Genomic DNA, 12,855 nt, shown 5'->3' on the forward strand with positions numbered 1-12,855 from the left:
CCCTTTCGAGGCTCGTTCCTCGCACCTCAAGGGGCGGATCCACCGGTGGTTGAGGTGTGAGGAGCTCTCGGCGACGAGCCTCGAAACCTCGGTGACCCGTTGGGCTGAGGTACCCCTTTCGAGGCTCGTTCCTCGCACCTCAAGGGGCGGACCCACCGGTGGTTGAGGTGTGAGGAGCTCTCGGCGACGAGCCTCGAAACCTCGGTGACCCGTTGGGCTGAGGTACCCCTTTCGAGGCTCGTTCCTCGCACCTCAAGGGGCGGGGCTTCGCCCGTGCGACGAGCCTCGAAACCTCGGTCGGCCTGCGCGGGGGGGCCACCGATAGGCTCGGGGCCGTGAGCGACTACCTCGAGCTGCTGCCCGCCGTCGACATCAAGGGCGGCCAGGCCGTCCAGCTCGTGCAGGGCGTCGACGGGTCGGAGAAGGCCTTCGGCGACCCGATCGAGGCCGCGCTGCGATGGCAGGACGCCGGCGCCGAGTGGCTGCACCTCGTCGACCTCGACGCCGCGTTCGGGCACGGCCAGAACCGTGAGCTCCAGGCCGAGATCGTCGGCCGGCTCGACATCCAGGTCGAGATGTCCGGTGGCATCCGCGACGACGAGTCGCTCGAGGCCGCGATGGCCACGGGGTGCCGCCGCGTCAACATCGGCACGGCGGCGCTCGAGCAGCCGGAGTGGTGCGCCAAGGCCATCGCCACGTGGGGCGACCGTGTCGCGATCGGCCTCGACGTCCGCGGCACCACGCTCGCGGCCCGCGGCTGGACCCGCGACGGCGGCGACCTGCACGAGACGCTCGCGCGCCTCGACGCCGAGGGGTGCGCGCGCTACGTCGTGACCGACGTCAACAAGGACGGCATGCTGCAGGGTCCGAACCTCGACCTCCTGCGCGACGTGTGCAGCCGTACCGACCGGCCCGTCGTCGCCTCCGGCGGCGTCACGACGCTCGACGACGTCCGCGCGCTGTCGGGCCTCGTGGGCATCGGGGTCGAGGGCGCGATCGCGGGCACGGCCCTCTACACGGGCCAGTTCACGCTCGAGGAGGCGCTCGCGATCACGAAGGGCGCCGCCGGGGCCTCCGCCGATCGTGGTGGCGCGTGACCCTCGCGGTCCGGGTCATCCCGTGCCTCGACGTCGACGCGGGCCGGGTCGTCAAGGGCGTCAACTTCGTCGACCTGCGTGACGCGGGCGACCCCGTCGAGATGGCACGCGTCTACGACGCCGCAGGTGCCGACGAGCTCACGTTCCTCGACATCACGGCCTCGAGCGGTGACCGCAGCACGACGTACGACATGGTCGGCCGGACCGCCGAGCAGGTCTTCATCCCGCTCACGGTGGGTGGCGGCGTGCGCACCACGGGCGACGTCGACCGGCTGCTCCGCGCCGGTGCCGACAAGGTCGGCATCAACACGGCGGCCATCGCGCGGCCGGAGGTCATCGGCGAGATCTCGCGGCGCTTCGGCAACCAGGTGCTGGTGCTGAGCGTCGACGCCCGGCGTGCCTCGGACCAGCCGAGCGGCTTCGAGGTCACGACCCACGGAGGTCGTCAGAGTGCCGGCATCGACGCCGTCGAGTGGGTCCGCCGGGCCAGCGATCTCGGTGTCGGGGAGGTCCTGCTGAACTCGATGGACGCCGACGGCACGAAACAAGGCTTCGACCTGGAAATGATTCGGGCCGTCCGCAGCGTTACACAGGTGCCACTGATCGCCAGTGGCGGCGCCGGGAAGCTCGAACACTTCCCCCCAGCGGTCGAGGCCGGCGCCGACGCCGTGCTCGCCGCGAGTGTGTTCCACTTCGGCAGCCTGACCATCCAGGACGTGAAAGACACCTTGCGCGCTGCCGGCCACACCGTCAGATGACCGCCCTCGACAATCTCGGCGGCACGAACACGACCGACCTGACCCGTCGGGGCTTTGGCGTGCTCGGAGTCGGCATCGGTCGCCAGAAGGCGCTGTTCTCGCTCTCCATCGCGTTCTCGGTGCTGTTCGGCGCCACGACCGTCGCCGACGCCTGGGTGCTGGGCTGGGCCACCGACCACGTCATCCGCCCCTCCTTCGCCGACGGCGACGTCGCGACCGGGGCCCTCGTCACGGGCACGCTGCTCTTCATCAGCGCCGCGCTGCTGCGCATGATCGGCGTCGTCGGTCGCCGCCTCGTCGGCGGCATCGTCTACTACCGCCTCGTCGCGGGCGATCGTCGTCGCGTGACCCGCAAGTACCTGCAGCTGCCGGTCTCGTGGCACCAGTCGCACCCCACGGGCCAGCTGCTCTCGAACGCCAACGCGGACGTCGAGGCCATCTGGAGCGTCTTCATGCCGCTGCCGATGGCGATCGGCGTCATCGCGATGCTGATCGTCGCGGTCGTCACGATGCTGGCCGCCGACCCCGTGCTCACCCTCGTGGGGCTGGTCGTGTTCCCGCTCCTGTTCGTGCTGAACGTGGTCTACCAGCGCCGCCAGGGGCCCCGGATGGCCCAGGCGCAGAGCCTGCGTGGTGACGTCTCGTCGGTCGCGCACGAGTCGTTCGACGGCGCCCTGGTCGTGAAGTCCCTGGGCCGCGAGGACGAGGAGACGGCGCGGTTCGCCGCGGCCTCCGAGGAGCTGCGCGACGCCAACATCGCGGTCGGACGGGTGCGCGCGGTCTTCGAGCCGGTCCTCGAGGCGCTGCCGAGCATCGGTGTGCTCCTCGTGGTGCTGCTCGGCATCGGCCGCATCGAGTCCGGCGCCACCGAGCCCGGCGACGTCGTGCAGATCGCGTACCTCTTCACGATCGTGGCCATGCCGGTCCGGGCGATTGGTTGGGTGCTCGCCGAGCTGCCGCGCACCGTGGTCGGCTGGGACCGCGTCCGTGGGGTGCTCGACGACCCCACCCGGTTCCCCTACGGCTCGGCCGACCTCCCGGGATCCGGCCCGGTCGGCCTGCGCACCGAGGGTCTCGGCTTCTCCTACGAGCCCGACGAGCTCGTGCTCGCCGGTCTCGACCTGGAGGTGCAGGCGGGCAGCGTCACCGCCGTCGTCGGGTCGACCGGCAGCGGCAAGAGCACCCTGGCCTCGCTCGTGACGCGCCTGGTCGACGCCGACGAGGGGCGCGTGCTCCTCGACGGACGCGCCGTCGCCGAGGTCGACCACGAGGCGCTGTCGGCGGCGGTCTCGCTCGTCGCCCAGGCCACGTTCCTGTTCGACGACACGGTGCGCAGCAACATCACGCTCGACGCCGACATCGACGACGAGACCGTCTGGGACGTGCTGCGCACGGTGCAGGCGGACCGGTTCGTCTCGGCGCTGCCCCACGGTCTCGACACGGAGCTGGGGGAGCGCGGCACGTCGCTCTCCGGCGGGCAGCGGCAGCGACTGTCGCTCGCGCGGGCTCTCGTGCGGGCTCCGCGACTGCTGGTGCTCGACGACGCCACGAGCGCCCTCGACCCCGACGTCGAGCAGCGGATCCTGCGCGCTCTGGCCGAGCGCTCGCAGGCAGGTGGCCCCACCGTGCTCGTGGTGGCCTACCGCAAGGCCACGATCGCCCTGGCCGACCAGGTCGTGCACCTCGCCGACGGCCGGATCGCCGATCGCGGCACCCATGCCGAGCTGCGGGAGCGGTCCGCCGCCTACCGCGACCTCGTCGACGCGTACGACCAGGCCCGGCAGGAGGTCGACCATGAGTGACAAGAAGACGCCCCGCGAGGGGAGCCTGCGCATCATCCGACGGGGACTGGCCCTGAGCCCCGCGATCACCGCGGGGTGGCGTCGCACGGTCCTCCTGGCCCTGCTCGGCACGGCCGGCAGCTCGCTCGTGCCGATCGTGGTGCAGCGCTCGGTCGACTCCGGCCTGGGCGACACCCAGGGAGGGGTCGAGGGCGACCGCATCGTGCTCGTGGTCACCCTCGCGGCCCTGCTGCTCATGGTCTCGGGAGTCGCGAGCTGGGCGGCGAAGGTCCGCATCTTCACCGGTACCGAGCGGGGCCTCACGCAGCTGCGCGTGCGGGCCTTCCGCCACGTCCACGACCTGTCGATGCTGACGCAGAACACCCAGCGTCGCGGCTCGCTCGTCTCGCGGGTCACGTCCGACATCGACCAGATCTCGCTGTTCCTGCAGTCGACGGGCATGATCCTGGTGCTCAGTGCCGGGCAGATGCTGGTGGCCACGGTCGTCATGGCCTTCCTGTCGTGGCAGCTGACGCTCGTCGTGATCGCGACCTTCATCCCGCTCGCCCTGAGCCTGAAGTTCTTCGCCGAACGCATGTCGGTCGCCTACGACCGCGTGCGCCAGACGGTCGCCGACCTGCTGACCACGATCGCCGAGCCCGTCGTCGGAGCCTCGGTCGTGCGCTCGTATGCGATCGAGGCGCGCACGCAGCAGCGCATCGACGACGCCATCCAGACGAACTACCGCTCGAACGTCAAGGCGCAGACCATCGTCAGCGTCACGTTCGCGACCGCGATCCTGGTCGGCGGCGTGGCGAACGCGGCCGCCCTCGGCGTGGGCGTGTGGCTGGGGGTCGTCGGCGGGCTGTCGATGGGCACCGTCATCGCCTTCATCTTCCTCATCACCCTGTTCGTCGGGCCGGCCCAGATGGCCACGCAGGTCATCACCGAGGCGCAGAACGCGGTCGCCTCCTGGCGCCGCGTGATCGAGCTGCTCGAGACGCCGGCCGATGTCGTCGATCCGGGGCCCGGGGTCGCGACGCTCCCCACCGGCGATCTGGGAGCGCGCTTCACCCACGTGCGGTTCGCCTACCCCGACGGCCCCACGGTGCTGGACGACGTCGACGTCACGATCGCGCCGCGCCAGCGCATCGCGGTCGTGGGCGAGACCGGCTCGGGCAAGACCACGTTCGCCAAGCTGCTCACGCGTCTGATGGACCCGGTCGAGGGCAACGTGGCCCTGGGCCGCGACGACCAGTGGGCCGATGTCGCGGAGATCTCCTTCGCCGACCTGCGACGCCACGTCGTGATGGTGCCGCAGGAGGGCTTCCTGTTCGACTCCACCCTGGCCGAGAACCTGCGGTACGGACGTCGCTCGGCCACCGACGCCGAGCTCGTCGCCGCGATCGGCGACCTCGGACTGGTCGCCTGGTTCGAGGCGTTGCCCCGCGGGTTGCAGACCCGCGTGGGCCAGCGCGGCGAGTCGTTGTCGGCGGGGGAGCGGCAGCTCGTCGCGCTCGTGCGCTCGGCCCTCGCCGACCCGGCGTTCCTCGTGCTCGACGAGGCCACCAGCGCGGTCGATCCCCAGACCGAGCTGCGGGCCACCCGGGCGCTCGAGGTGCTGCTCGACGGGCGCACGAGCGTCACCATCGCGCACCGTCTGTCCACCGCCGAGAACGCCGACCGCATCCTGGTCTTCGACGCCGGACGCCTCGTGGAGGACGGCTCGCACGACGATCTCGTCGATGCCGGTGGCGTCTACCAGCGGCTCCACGCCAGCTGGGTGGCCCAGGCCTCGCTCGGCCTCGCGGCGCCTGCTGGGACACTGGCACCGTGAGCAACCTGGACCCCGACGTCGCCTCGCGACTCAAGCGTGACGCCAACGGGCTGGTGGCCGCTGTCGTGCAGGACGCCGGCACCCGCGACGTGCTGATGGTCGGCTGGATGGACGACGAGGCCCTGCACCGCACCCTCACGACCGGCGCGGCCACGTTCTGGAGCCGCAGTCGTCGCGAGTACTGGGTCAAGGGCGAGACGTCGGGCAACACGCTCGCCGTGCGCGAGGTGCGCCTCGACTGCGACGGCGACACCGTGCTCGTCACGGCCGACGCCGCGGGCCCCACGTGCCACACGGGTGCCACCACCTGCTTCGTCGCCGACCGGCTGCTCTGACGTGGCGGGCAGCAACCCTCGGCGCTGGTACGGGCCCACGGTCCTCGGCATCGTGGTGGCCGGCGGTGTGGCCTTCGTCCTCGGTCGGCGTACCTGGGTCACCACGACGCTCGGCGACGGCCAGGGGGCCGGTGCGGTCGTCGAGACCACGGGCACCGACGTCTCCGCCCTGGTGCCCGGCCTCGCGGTCGTGATCGTGGCGGCGGGCCTGGGCGTGCTGGCCTCCGGGGGCTGGTTCCGGCGCGTCATCGGCGTCCTGGTCGTCGCCGCGTCGGTCGGTGGGGTCGTCGCGACCCGCACCGACCCGCAGGGCGTCGTCGATGCCGCGGTGCAGGAGAGCGTCGCGTTCGGCGAGGGGGTCGACGTGAGCTCCGTGACCCACGCGGGGCCGTGGCTCGCGGCTGCCGCCTTCGTGGTCGCGGCGCTGCTCGGGCTCCTCGTCGTCCGGTTCGGCGCTGCCTGGCCCACCATGAGCAGTCGGTACGAGTCGCCCTCGGCCCGAGTGGTCGAGCCCGACGGATCGGACCTCTGGAAGGCGATGGACGCCGGACTCGACCCCACCGACCCGAGCGACGACCCGTCCGACGACCGCGACGCCGGCGACGGTGGCCCGGCCCGGTAGGCTGACCCGCGTCAGACCGCCCGACCACCGCAGGAGTTCTCGCCCATGTCGCACGGATCCTCGCCCGCCGCCTGGACCGCCGTCCTGCTGGCCCTCATCGGCACCACGATCGGCGGCATCGGCCTGGTGCCGGACCCGAACTGGATCGTCTTCACGATCGGCTGCGTCGTGGCCCTCATCGCCGGCCCGGTCGGTCTGGTCATGTCGAAGTCCGGCCGCGGCGCCAAGAGCCACTGACCATGAGTCAGGCGGTCCTCCCGCCGCCACCGCCCGGGGACACTCGGGCGGATCGTTCGCGCGCCGATCTCCTGCGCGCCCCCCTGCTCGTCGGCGGTGCCGGTGCCCTGGCGCTCGGCGCCCTGAACCTGCGGGACCCGCACGCGAGCGGCAGCTGGGGCTTCTGCCCGTTCCTGCTCCTCACCGGAGAGCCGTGCCCCGCCTGTGGCGGTCTTCGGGCCATGAACGACCTGACCCGGGGCGACGTCGCGGGTGCGCTGCTCAGCAACGCGGCGGCCGTCGTGTTCGTCGCCGTGATGGGTGTCGCGTGGGTCGTCTGGACCGTCCGACGCTCGCGCGGTCAGGACGTGCCGTGGATCCGGCTGTCCCGACCGTGGTTCATCGTCGTGGCCGCGTCGATGCTGGCGTTCGCGATCCTTCGCTGGACCCCGTGGGGCCAGGGCCTCCAGCCCTGACCCTCTGGCATCGGACTCAGTAGCTGTTCCAGGACGGGTCGCCGAAGCCCTCGGTCGCGAACAGGACCACGAAGAACGCGATGACCAGCACGTTCAGCACGATCCCGATGATGCCGGTCACCAGACCTGCGGTCGCCTGCCCCGATCCTGTCCGCATCCCGTTCGACCGGGCGATCTCCTTGCGTGCCGTGAAGGCGAGGATGACGGCCGGAATGCCGAGCGCGATGCCGGGGACGTAGAAGCAGAGCGCCACGACGATGCTCGCGATCGAGGCGATCCCCAGGATCATCGACCACAGGGCCTGCTGGCTGCCCTGCGGTCCGTAGGGCTGGTAGGCCTGCGGGTAGCCGTAGCCGTACGGCGCCTGCGGGTACCCGTACGGGGCCTGCGGCTGTCCGTAGGGGGCCTGCGGCTGTCCGTACGGCGCCTGCGCGTACGGGTTGGGGTTCGGGGCACCGGGCACCGGCTGGCCGGGCGGCGGGGTCGCGCCGGCGCCGTGCGGATCGGGACCCTGGGGGTCCTGGTCGGGGGTGCTCATCGGGTCTCCTCGGGAACGGGCGGCGACGTTCGCGGATCATCTCATCATGCGGCGCCGGGTGCGCACAGCACCTGGACACGGCACGATCGGGGTGAGGTGCCGCCGTGGCATGCCGTGAGATCGAGAGGAACCTTCGATGGTCGACCCGTATCCCGCAGGACCTGAGCAGCCGTACCGCCCGCCGACCAAGGGCGAGCCGCCCGCCTCGGTCAAGACCGCGATCAACCTCATCTGGGTCGGCGTCGGTCTCAGCGTCCTCTCCTCGCTCCTGACGCTGTTGTTCCTCGACGACCTGATCGACGACGCCCTGGGGGCCAACGCGGCGCTCGACCGCGATGCGGCCCAGCTCGGCGTCATCATCGGTACCGTCTTCGCCATCGCCTTCGGCGTCGGCCTCGCGATCCTGTTCATCTTCTTCCTGAAGAAGGGCGCCAACTGGGCCCGGATCGTCTACACGGTGCTGCTCGGCTTCGGCATCGTGGCCGGGGTGATCGGCCTGCTCGGCAGCCAGCCCGTCGTGTTCCTGCTGCTCGGCCTCGTCGGACTCGTGCTCAACGTCGCCACGATCGTGTTCCTGTTCCGTCCCGACAGCAACGCGTTCTTCTCGGCCCCGACGCCGACCTACTGAGGCGCGGTCCACACCGACGCGAACGGGTGCCGGACCGAGGTCCGGCACCCGTTCGACGGTGGAGGGGTCTGGCTCAGCCGAAGGCGTTGTCCAGCGTGCCCGTGAGCACCAGCAGCAGGTAGCCGGCCCACAGCACGAGGCCGATGATGCCGATGATGAAGCCGGCCTTGGCCAGGCCCGCGCCGGTCTGGGTGCCCTGCGAGGTCTCGATCTCCTGGGTCGCCATGCGGCTGAAGACGATCGCGAGGACCCCGGTCACGAGGCCGAAGCAGAACAGGCTCACGATGCCGAGCACCAGGGAGGCGATGGCCTTGCCGTTGGTCTTCGGCGGGGCGCCGTAGCCCCCCGGCGCCTGGGGCGGGTACGACCCCGGGGGCGGGTAGCCGCCCTCTGGGGGCGGCGTGGAGCCGTAGCTGGGCAGTCCTGACGTGTCGTTCGGTTCGTTGGTCGACATGTCGGGAGACCAATGGAGATCGCGGAGCGGAGCACCCGCGCGACGCGTGTGGTCGGTGCACCCACCGGAGGCCCTCCACGCCTCGGCTCGAGAGCAGGTCCGCGGTGCGGCACCCGTGCACGTGCGTTGCTCCGGCGGGTCTACCCTGTGAGGACAGCCGTCTCGTCCGGGGGCGGTCTCGCGCCAGGAGGTCTCATGTCCGTACTCGACGAGATCCTTGTCGGCGCTGCGGCCGACCTCGCTGACCGCATGGCCCTCACCAGCCTGGCGGACCTCAAGTCCCGGGCCGCCCGTCAGCCGGAGGCGCTGGACCCCATGCCGGCGTTCCGCTCCGAGGGCGTCTCGGTCATCGCCGAGGTCAAGCGTTCCAGCCCCAGCAAGGGCGAGCTGGCGCTCATCTCCGATCCTGCGTCCCTCGCCGCCGACTACGCCTCAGGGGGCGCCGCGGCGATCAGCGTCCTGACCGAGCAGCGGCGATTCGGCGGCACGCTCGACGACCTGCGCGCGGTGCGCGCCAAGGTCGACGTCCCGGTGCTGCGCAAGGACTTCATCACGACGTCGTACCAGCTGTGGGAGGCGCGTGCTGCGGGAGCCGACATGGCTCTGCTCATCGTGGCGGCCCTGGAGCAGATCGTGCTCGAGAGCCTCATCGAACGCGCGGTCTCCATCGGTCTGACGCCGCTCGTCGAGGTCCATGACGAGGACGAGCTCGACCGGGCGCTGGCCGCCGGGGCCGACCTCGTCGGCGTGAACGCCCGCAACCTCAAGACGCTCGAGGTCGACCGCGACACGTTCGCGCGTCTCGCGCCCCGGATCCCGAGCACCGTCGTCTCGGTCGCCGAGTCCGGTGTGCGGGGGCCGCACGACGTCATCGAGTACGGGCGCCACGGCGCCAACGTGGTGCTCGTGGGCGAGACCCTCGTGCGCGACGACGATCCCCGCGCCTCGGTCGCCGATCTCGTGGCGGCCGGCTCGCACCCCGCCCTCCAGCACCGGAGCTGACACGCGTGACCTCTCTCACGGATGGCCCTGTCCTGCCCGACGGCCCCGGCCACTTCGGCCGGTTCGGTGGTCGCTTCATGCCCGAGGCGCTCATGGCGCCGCTCGAGGAGATCACGCGCGAGTGGGAGGCCGCTCAGGTCGACCCGGTCTTCCAGGCCGAGCTCGCGCGGATGCTCCGCGAGTACGCCAACGTGCCGAGCCCGCTGTACGAGGCGCACCGGTTCAGCAAGGCCGCCGGCGCACGCATCCTGCTCAAGCGTGAGGACCTGAACCACACGGGCGCGCACAAGATCCGCAACGTGATCGGCCAGGCGCTGCTGGCCAAGCGCATCGGCAAGCCACGCTGCATCGCCGAGACCGGTGCGGGCCAGCACGGCGTCGCGTCCGCCACGGCCTGCGCCTACCTCGATCTCGAGTGCACCGTCTACATGGGTGAGGTCGACACCGAGCGCCAGGCACTCAACGTGGCGCGCATGCGCATGCTCGGCGCCGAGGTCATCCCGGTCACGACCGGCAGCCGCACGCTGAAGGACGCCATCAACGAGGCGCTGCGCGACTGGGTCACCACGGTCGACACGACCCACTACCTCTTCGGCACGGCCGCCGGTCCCCACCCGTTCCCGACCATGGTGCGCGAGCTCACGCGAGGCATCGGCGACGAGGCCCGCGCCCAGGTGCTGGAGCTCGACGGCAAGTTGCCCGAGGCGATCGTGGCGTGCGTCGGCGGCGGGTCGAACGCCATCGGCCTGTTCACGGCGTTCATCGGCGACGAGCAGGTCCGCATCCTCGGTGTCGAGGCCGGCGGCGACGGCGTCGAGACGGGTCGCCACGCGGCCACCATCACCGGCGGCCAGGTCGGCGTCCTGCACGGCGCCCGCTCGTTCCTGCTGCAGGACGACGACGGCCAGACGACCGAGTCGCACTCCATCAGCGCCGGTCTCGACTACCCGGGCGTCGGGCCCGAGCACTCCTACCTCGCCGACATTGGCCGGGCCGTCTACCGCCCGGCCACCGACGCGCAGGCGATGTCGGCCTTCGACCTGCTCTGCAAGACCGAGGGCATCATTCCCGCGATCGAGTCCGCGCACGCGCTCGCCGGTGCGATCGACCTCGCCCGCGAGCTCGGTCCGGACGCCACGATCCTGGTGAACCTCTCGGGTCGCGGCGACAAGGACGTCCACACCGCTGCCGAGTACTTCGGCCTGCTCGCCGAAGGTCGCTGAGCCGTGACCCTGCCTTCGAGCCGCCCAGGGCCCGGCACCCCTGCCGGGACGACCGTGCCTCCGAGCCGCCCAGGGCCCGGCACCCCCGCCGGACCGACATCGATCGACGAGCTCTTCGCGCGCACGCGGGCCGAGAACCGCGCTGCGCTCGTGGGCTACCTGCCCGCCGGGTTCCCGACCGTCGAGCTCTCGATCCGAGCGATCGCCACGATGGTCGAGAACGGTGTCGACCTCGTCGAGGTCGGCCTGCCCTACAGCGACCCCGTCATGGACGGTCCCACGATCCAGGCGGCGGCCGAGACGGCTCTCGCGGCCGGGACGAGGGTCGACGACGTCTTCGAGGTCGTGCGGGCCACGGCCGAGCTGGGCGTGCCCACCGTGGTCATGACCTACTGGAACCCCGTCGAGCGGCGCGGCGTCGACCGGTTCGCCGCCCAGCTGGCGGAGGCCGGCGGCGCGGGTCTGATCACGCCCGACCTGATTCCCGACGAGGGCGTCGACTGGGACAAGGCGTCCCGGGAGCACCAGCTCCACCGCGTCTACCTGGTGGCACCGTCCTCGACCGACGATCGCCTCGCGATGACCGTGGCCGCGGCCAGCGGATTCATCTACGCCACCGCCGTGATGGGTGTGACGGGTCAGCGCACCGAGACCTCCAGCCTCGCGCCGGCACTCGTCGCCCGCATCCGCGAGGTCACCGACAAGCCGATCGGCGTCGGTCTCGGTGTCAGCAACGGGGCGCAGGCCGCGGAGGTCGCCGCCTTCGCGGATGCTGTCATCGTGGGCTCGGCATTCGTACGCTGCCTGCTGGACACTGACGACGAGCAGCAGGGCCTCGAGGCCCTCGCCGCCCTCACCCGCGAGCTGCGGGCCGGAATGGAGCGACCGTGAACACTTCGGCCATGGACATCGTGACCTACATCCCCAGCCCCGAGACTGGTGTCTGGGAGATTGGTCCGTTCCCGCTGCGCGCCTACGCGCTCGGCATCATCCTCGGCGCGCTGCTGGCGATCTGGATCGGCGAGCGCCGGTTCCAGGCCCGCGGGGGGCGTGAGGGCGTCATCGCCGACGTCGCGATCTGGGCCATCCCGTTCGGCATCGTCGGTGCCCGGATGTACCACGTGGCCACCGACCCCCAGCTGTACTTCGCCGAGGGGCGTGAACCGATACGGGCCCTCTTCATCTGGGAGGGCGGGCTCGGCATCTGGGGTGCCGTGGCGGGCGGCGCGCTCGGCGCCTACATCGCCGCACGCCGCCTCGGCGTCTCGTTCTCGGCCATCGCGGGAGCCATCGCCCCCGGCCTGCTCGTCGCGCAGGCGGTCGGGCGCATCGGCAACTACTTCAACCAGGAGCTCTTCGGCGGTCCCACGACCTTGCCGTGGGCTCTGGAGATCGACCCGGCCAACCGGCCCGTCGACTACGTCCAGTTCGCGACGTTCCACCCCACCTTCCTCTACGAGCTGCTCTGGAACCTGGCGGCGGCGGCCGTGCTGATCTGGCTCGACCGCCGGTACCGCTTCTCGGGCTACCGGGTGTTCTGGCTCTACGTCATGCTCTACACCGCCGGACGCTTCTGGATCGAGCAGCTGCGCATCGACGACGTCAACGAGATCGGGCCCTGGCGCCTGAACGTGTGGACCTCGGTCATCGTCTTCGCGGTCGCGGCTTTCCTGTTCTGGCTCGGTCGCGGCGCCGGTCCCGACGACTACAGCTCGAACGACGACCCGACCGCCGACGAACCCACGACCGAGGAGCTCACCACCGACGAGAAGTCGGGCGCGCGCGATCGTGACGCCGATCAGGCGGAGGGGACCAGCGACGTCGAGGCTGACGAGCCCTCGCGTCCCGACGCGACCTGACCGGTGTGGACGATGCCGCCGCCGGGCCG

At 71.4% G+C, this 12,855-nt stretch carries 15 protein-coding genes; 13 read left to right on the forward strand and 2 right to left on the reverse strand.

What is annotated here, in order from left to right; all coding sequences use genetic code 11:
• The first annotated feature begins 335 nt into the window (after positions 1 to 335).
• The 8 genes from priA to V6S66_RS06285 are packed head-to-tail and all read left to right on the forward strand — an operon-like array spanning position 336 to position 7,122.
• Positions 336 to 1,097: a bifunctional 1-(5-phosphoribosyl)-5-((5-phosphoribosylamino)methylideneamino)imidazole-4-carboxamide isomerase/phosphoribosylanthranilate isomerase PriA gene (gene priA / locus V6S66_RS06250; protein ID WP_334205882.1), complete on the forward strand. Its 762-nt coding sequence runs from the start codon at positions 336 to 338 to the stop codon at positions 1,095 to 1,097.
• Positions 1,094 to 1,855 carry an imidazole glycerol phosphate synthase subunit HisF gene (hisF, locus tag V6S66_RS06255; RefSeq protein ID WP_334205883.1) on the forward strand — a complete coding sequence of 254 codons (762 nt, stop codon included), beginning with the start codon at positions 1,094 to 1,096 and terminating at the stop codon, positions 1,853 to 1,855. The genes priA and hisF overlap by 4 nt, the downstream gene beginning before the upstream one ends.
• Complete coding sequence (locus tag V6S66_RS06260) at positions 1,852 to 3,657, forward strand: ABC transporter ATP-binding protein (protein WP_334205884.1); 1,806 nt, start codon at positions 1,852 to 1,854, stop codon at positions 3,655 to 3,657. Before hisF ends, V6S66_RS06260 begins: the two co-directional genes overlap by 4 nt.
• Positions 3,650 to 5,473, forward strand: coding sequence for an ABC transporter ATP-binding protein (locus V6S66_RS06265; protein WP_334205885.1), 1,824 nt, complete (start codon positions 3,650 to 3,652; stop codon positions 5,471 to 5,473). The genes V6S66_RS06260 and V6S66_RS06265 overlap by 8 nt, the downstream gene beginning before the upstream one ends.
• Complete coding sequence (gene hisI, locus V6S66_RS06270) at positions 5,470 to 5,808, forward strand: phosphoribosyl-AMP cyclohydrolase (protein ID WP_334205886.1); 339 nt, start codon at positions 5,470 to 5,472, stop codon at positions 5,806 to 5,808. Before V6S66_RS06265 ends, hisI begins: the two co-directional genes overlap by 4 nt.
• 1 nt (position 5,809) lies before the next feature.
• Positions 5,810 to 6,430 carry a Trp biosynthesis-associated membrane protein gene (locus V6S66_RS06275; RefSeq protein ID WP_334205887.1) on the forward strand — a complete coding sequence of 207 codons (621 nt, stop codon included), beginning with the start codon at positions 5,810 to 5,812 and terminating at the stop codon, positions 6,428 to 6,430.
• Between the two features lie 45 nt (positions 6,431 to 6,475).
• Positions 6,476 to 6,667 (forward strand): HGxxPAAW family protein, encoded by a 192-nt coding sequence (locus tag V6S66_RS06280; protein WP_334205888.1) that lies wholly within the window; start codon positions 6,476 to 6,478, stop codon positions 6,665 to 6,667.
• Positions 6,668 to 6,669: 2 nt separating this feature from the next.
• On the forward strand, positions 6,670 to 7,122 hold the full coding sequence (locus V6S66_RS06285) for a DUF2752 domain-containing protein (RefSeq protein ID WP_334205889.1): 453 nt from the start codon (positions 6,670 to 6,672) through the stop codon (positions 7,120 to 7,122).
• A 16-nt stretch (positions 7,123 to 7,138) separates the two neighbouring features.
• Here the strand turns inward: V6S66_RS06285 and V6S66_RS06290 are convergent, their stop codons facing one another.
• The gene (locus V6S66_RS06290; protein ID WP_334205890.1) at positions 7,139 to 7,660 is read right to left on the reverse strand and encodes a DUF4190 domain-containing protein; all 522 of its coding nucleotides are present in this window, start codon (positions 7,658 to 7,660) and stop codon (positions 7,139 to 7,141) included.
• A gap of 136 nt (positions 7,661 to 7,796) precedes the next feature.
• On the opposite strand from V6S66_RS06290, the gene V6S66_RS06295 reads away from it, so the two are divergent.
• Positions 7,797 to 8,288, forward strand: a complete 492-nt coding sequence (locus V6S66_RS06295) for a hypothetical protein (protein WP_334205891.1) — start codon at positions 7,797 to 7,799, stop codon at positions 8,286 to 8,288.
• A gap of 73 nt (positions 8,289 to 8,361) precedes the next feature.
• Here V6S66_RS06295 and V6S66_RS06300 read toward each other — a convergent pair whose 3' ends face one another.
• Positions 8,362 to 8,742 (reverse strand): DUF4190 domain-containing protein, encoded by a 381-nt coding sequence (locus tag V6S66_RS06300; protein WP_334205892.1) that lies wholly within the window; start codon positions 8,740 to 8,742, stop codon positions 8,362 to 8,364.
• 195 nt (positions 8,743 to 8,937) lie between these two features.
• Between V6S66_RS06300 and trpC the strand changes: the two genes are divergently transcribed.
• The 4 genes from trpC (at position 8,938) to lgt (ending at position 12,826) form a co-directional block, all read left to right on the forward strand.
• Positions 8,938 to 9,744, forward strand: coding sequence for an indole-3-glycerol phosphate synthase TrpC (gene trpC / locus V6S66_RS06305; RefSeq protein ID WP_334205893.1), 807 nt, complete (start codon positions 8,938 to 8,940; stop codon positions 9,742 to 9,744).
• A 5-nt stretch (positions 9,745 to 9,749) separates the two neighbouring features.
• A complete protein-coding gene (gene trpB / locus V6S66_RS06310) occupies positions 9,750 to 10,967 on the forward strand; it encodes a tryptophan synthase subunit beta (protein ID WP_334205894.1) in 1,218 nt (405 codons plus the stop codon).
• A 102-nt stretch (positions 10,968 to 11,069) separates the two neighbouring features.
• Positions 11,070 to 11,858, forward strand: a complete 789-nt coding sequence (trpA, locus tag V6S66_RS06315; protein ID WP_334207233.1) for a tryptophan synthase subunit alpha — start codon at positions 11,070 to 11,072, stop codon at positions 11,856 to 11,858.
• Positions 11,859 to 11,869: 11 nt separating this feature from the next.
• A complete protein-coding gene (gene lgt / locus V6S66_RS06320; protein ID WP_334205895.1) occupies positions 11,870 to 12,826 on the forward strand; it encodes a prolipoprotein diacylglyceryl transferase in 957 nt (318 codons plus the stop codon).
• The last annotated feature ends 29 nt before the right edge of the window (positions 12,827 to 12,855 follow it).

Source organism: Aeromicrobium sp. Sec7.5, from assembly GCF_036867135.1.
In the GTDB taxonomy this organism is placed as follows: domain Bacteria; phylum Actinomycetota; class Actinomycetes; order Propionibacteriales; family Nocardioidaceae; genus Aeromicrobium.

Coding starts and splice junctions, on each gene's coding strand:
- V6S66_RS06280 (WP_334205888.1), top strand. CDS start 6,476: ATGTCGCACGGATCCTCGCCCGCCGCCTGGACCGCCGTCCTGCTGGCC.
- V6S66_RS06260 (WP_334205884.1), top strand. CDS start 1,852: ATGACCGCCCTCGACAATCTCGGCGGCACGAACACGACCGACCTGACC.
- V6S66_RS06265 (WP_334205885.1), top strand. CDS start 3,650: ATGAGTGACAAGAAGACGCCCCGCGAGGGGAGCCTGCGCATCATCCGA.
- V6S66_RS06285 (WP_334205889.1), top strand. CDS start 6,670: ATGAGTCAGGCGGTCCTCCCGCCGCCACCGCCCGGGGACACTCGGGCG.
- lgt (WP_334205895.1), top strand. CDS start 11,870: ATGGACATCGTGACCTACATCCCCAGCCCCGAGACTGGTGTCTGGGAG.
- V6S66_RS06300 (WP_334205892.1), bottom strand. CDS start 8,742: ATGTCGACCAACGAACCGAACGACACGTCAGGACTGCCCAGCTACGGC.
- V6S66_RS06290 (WP_334205890.1), bottom strand. CDS start 7,660: ATGAGCACCCCCGACCAGGACCCCCAGGGTCCCGATCCGCACGGCGCC.
- V6S66_RS06295 (WP_334205891.1), top strand. CDS start 7,797: ATGGTCGACCCGTATCCCGCAGGACCTGAGCAGCCGTACCGCCCGCCG.
- trpC (WP_334205893.1), top strand. CDS start 8,938: ATGTCCGTACTCGACGAGATCCTTGTCGGCGCTGCGGCCGACCTCGCT.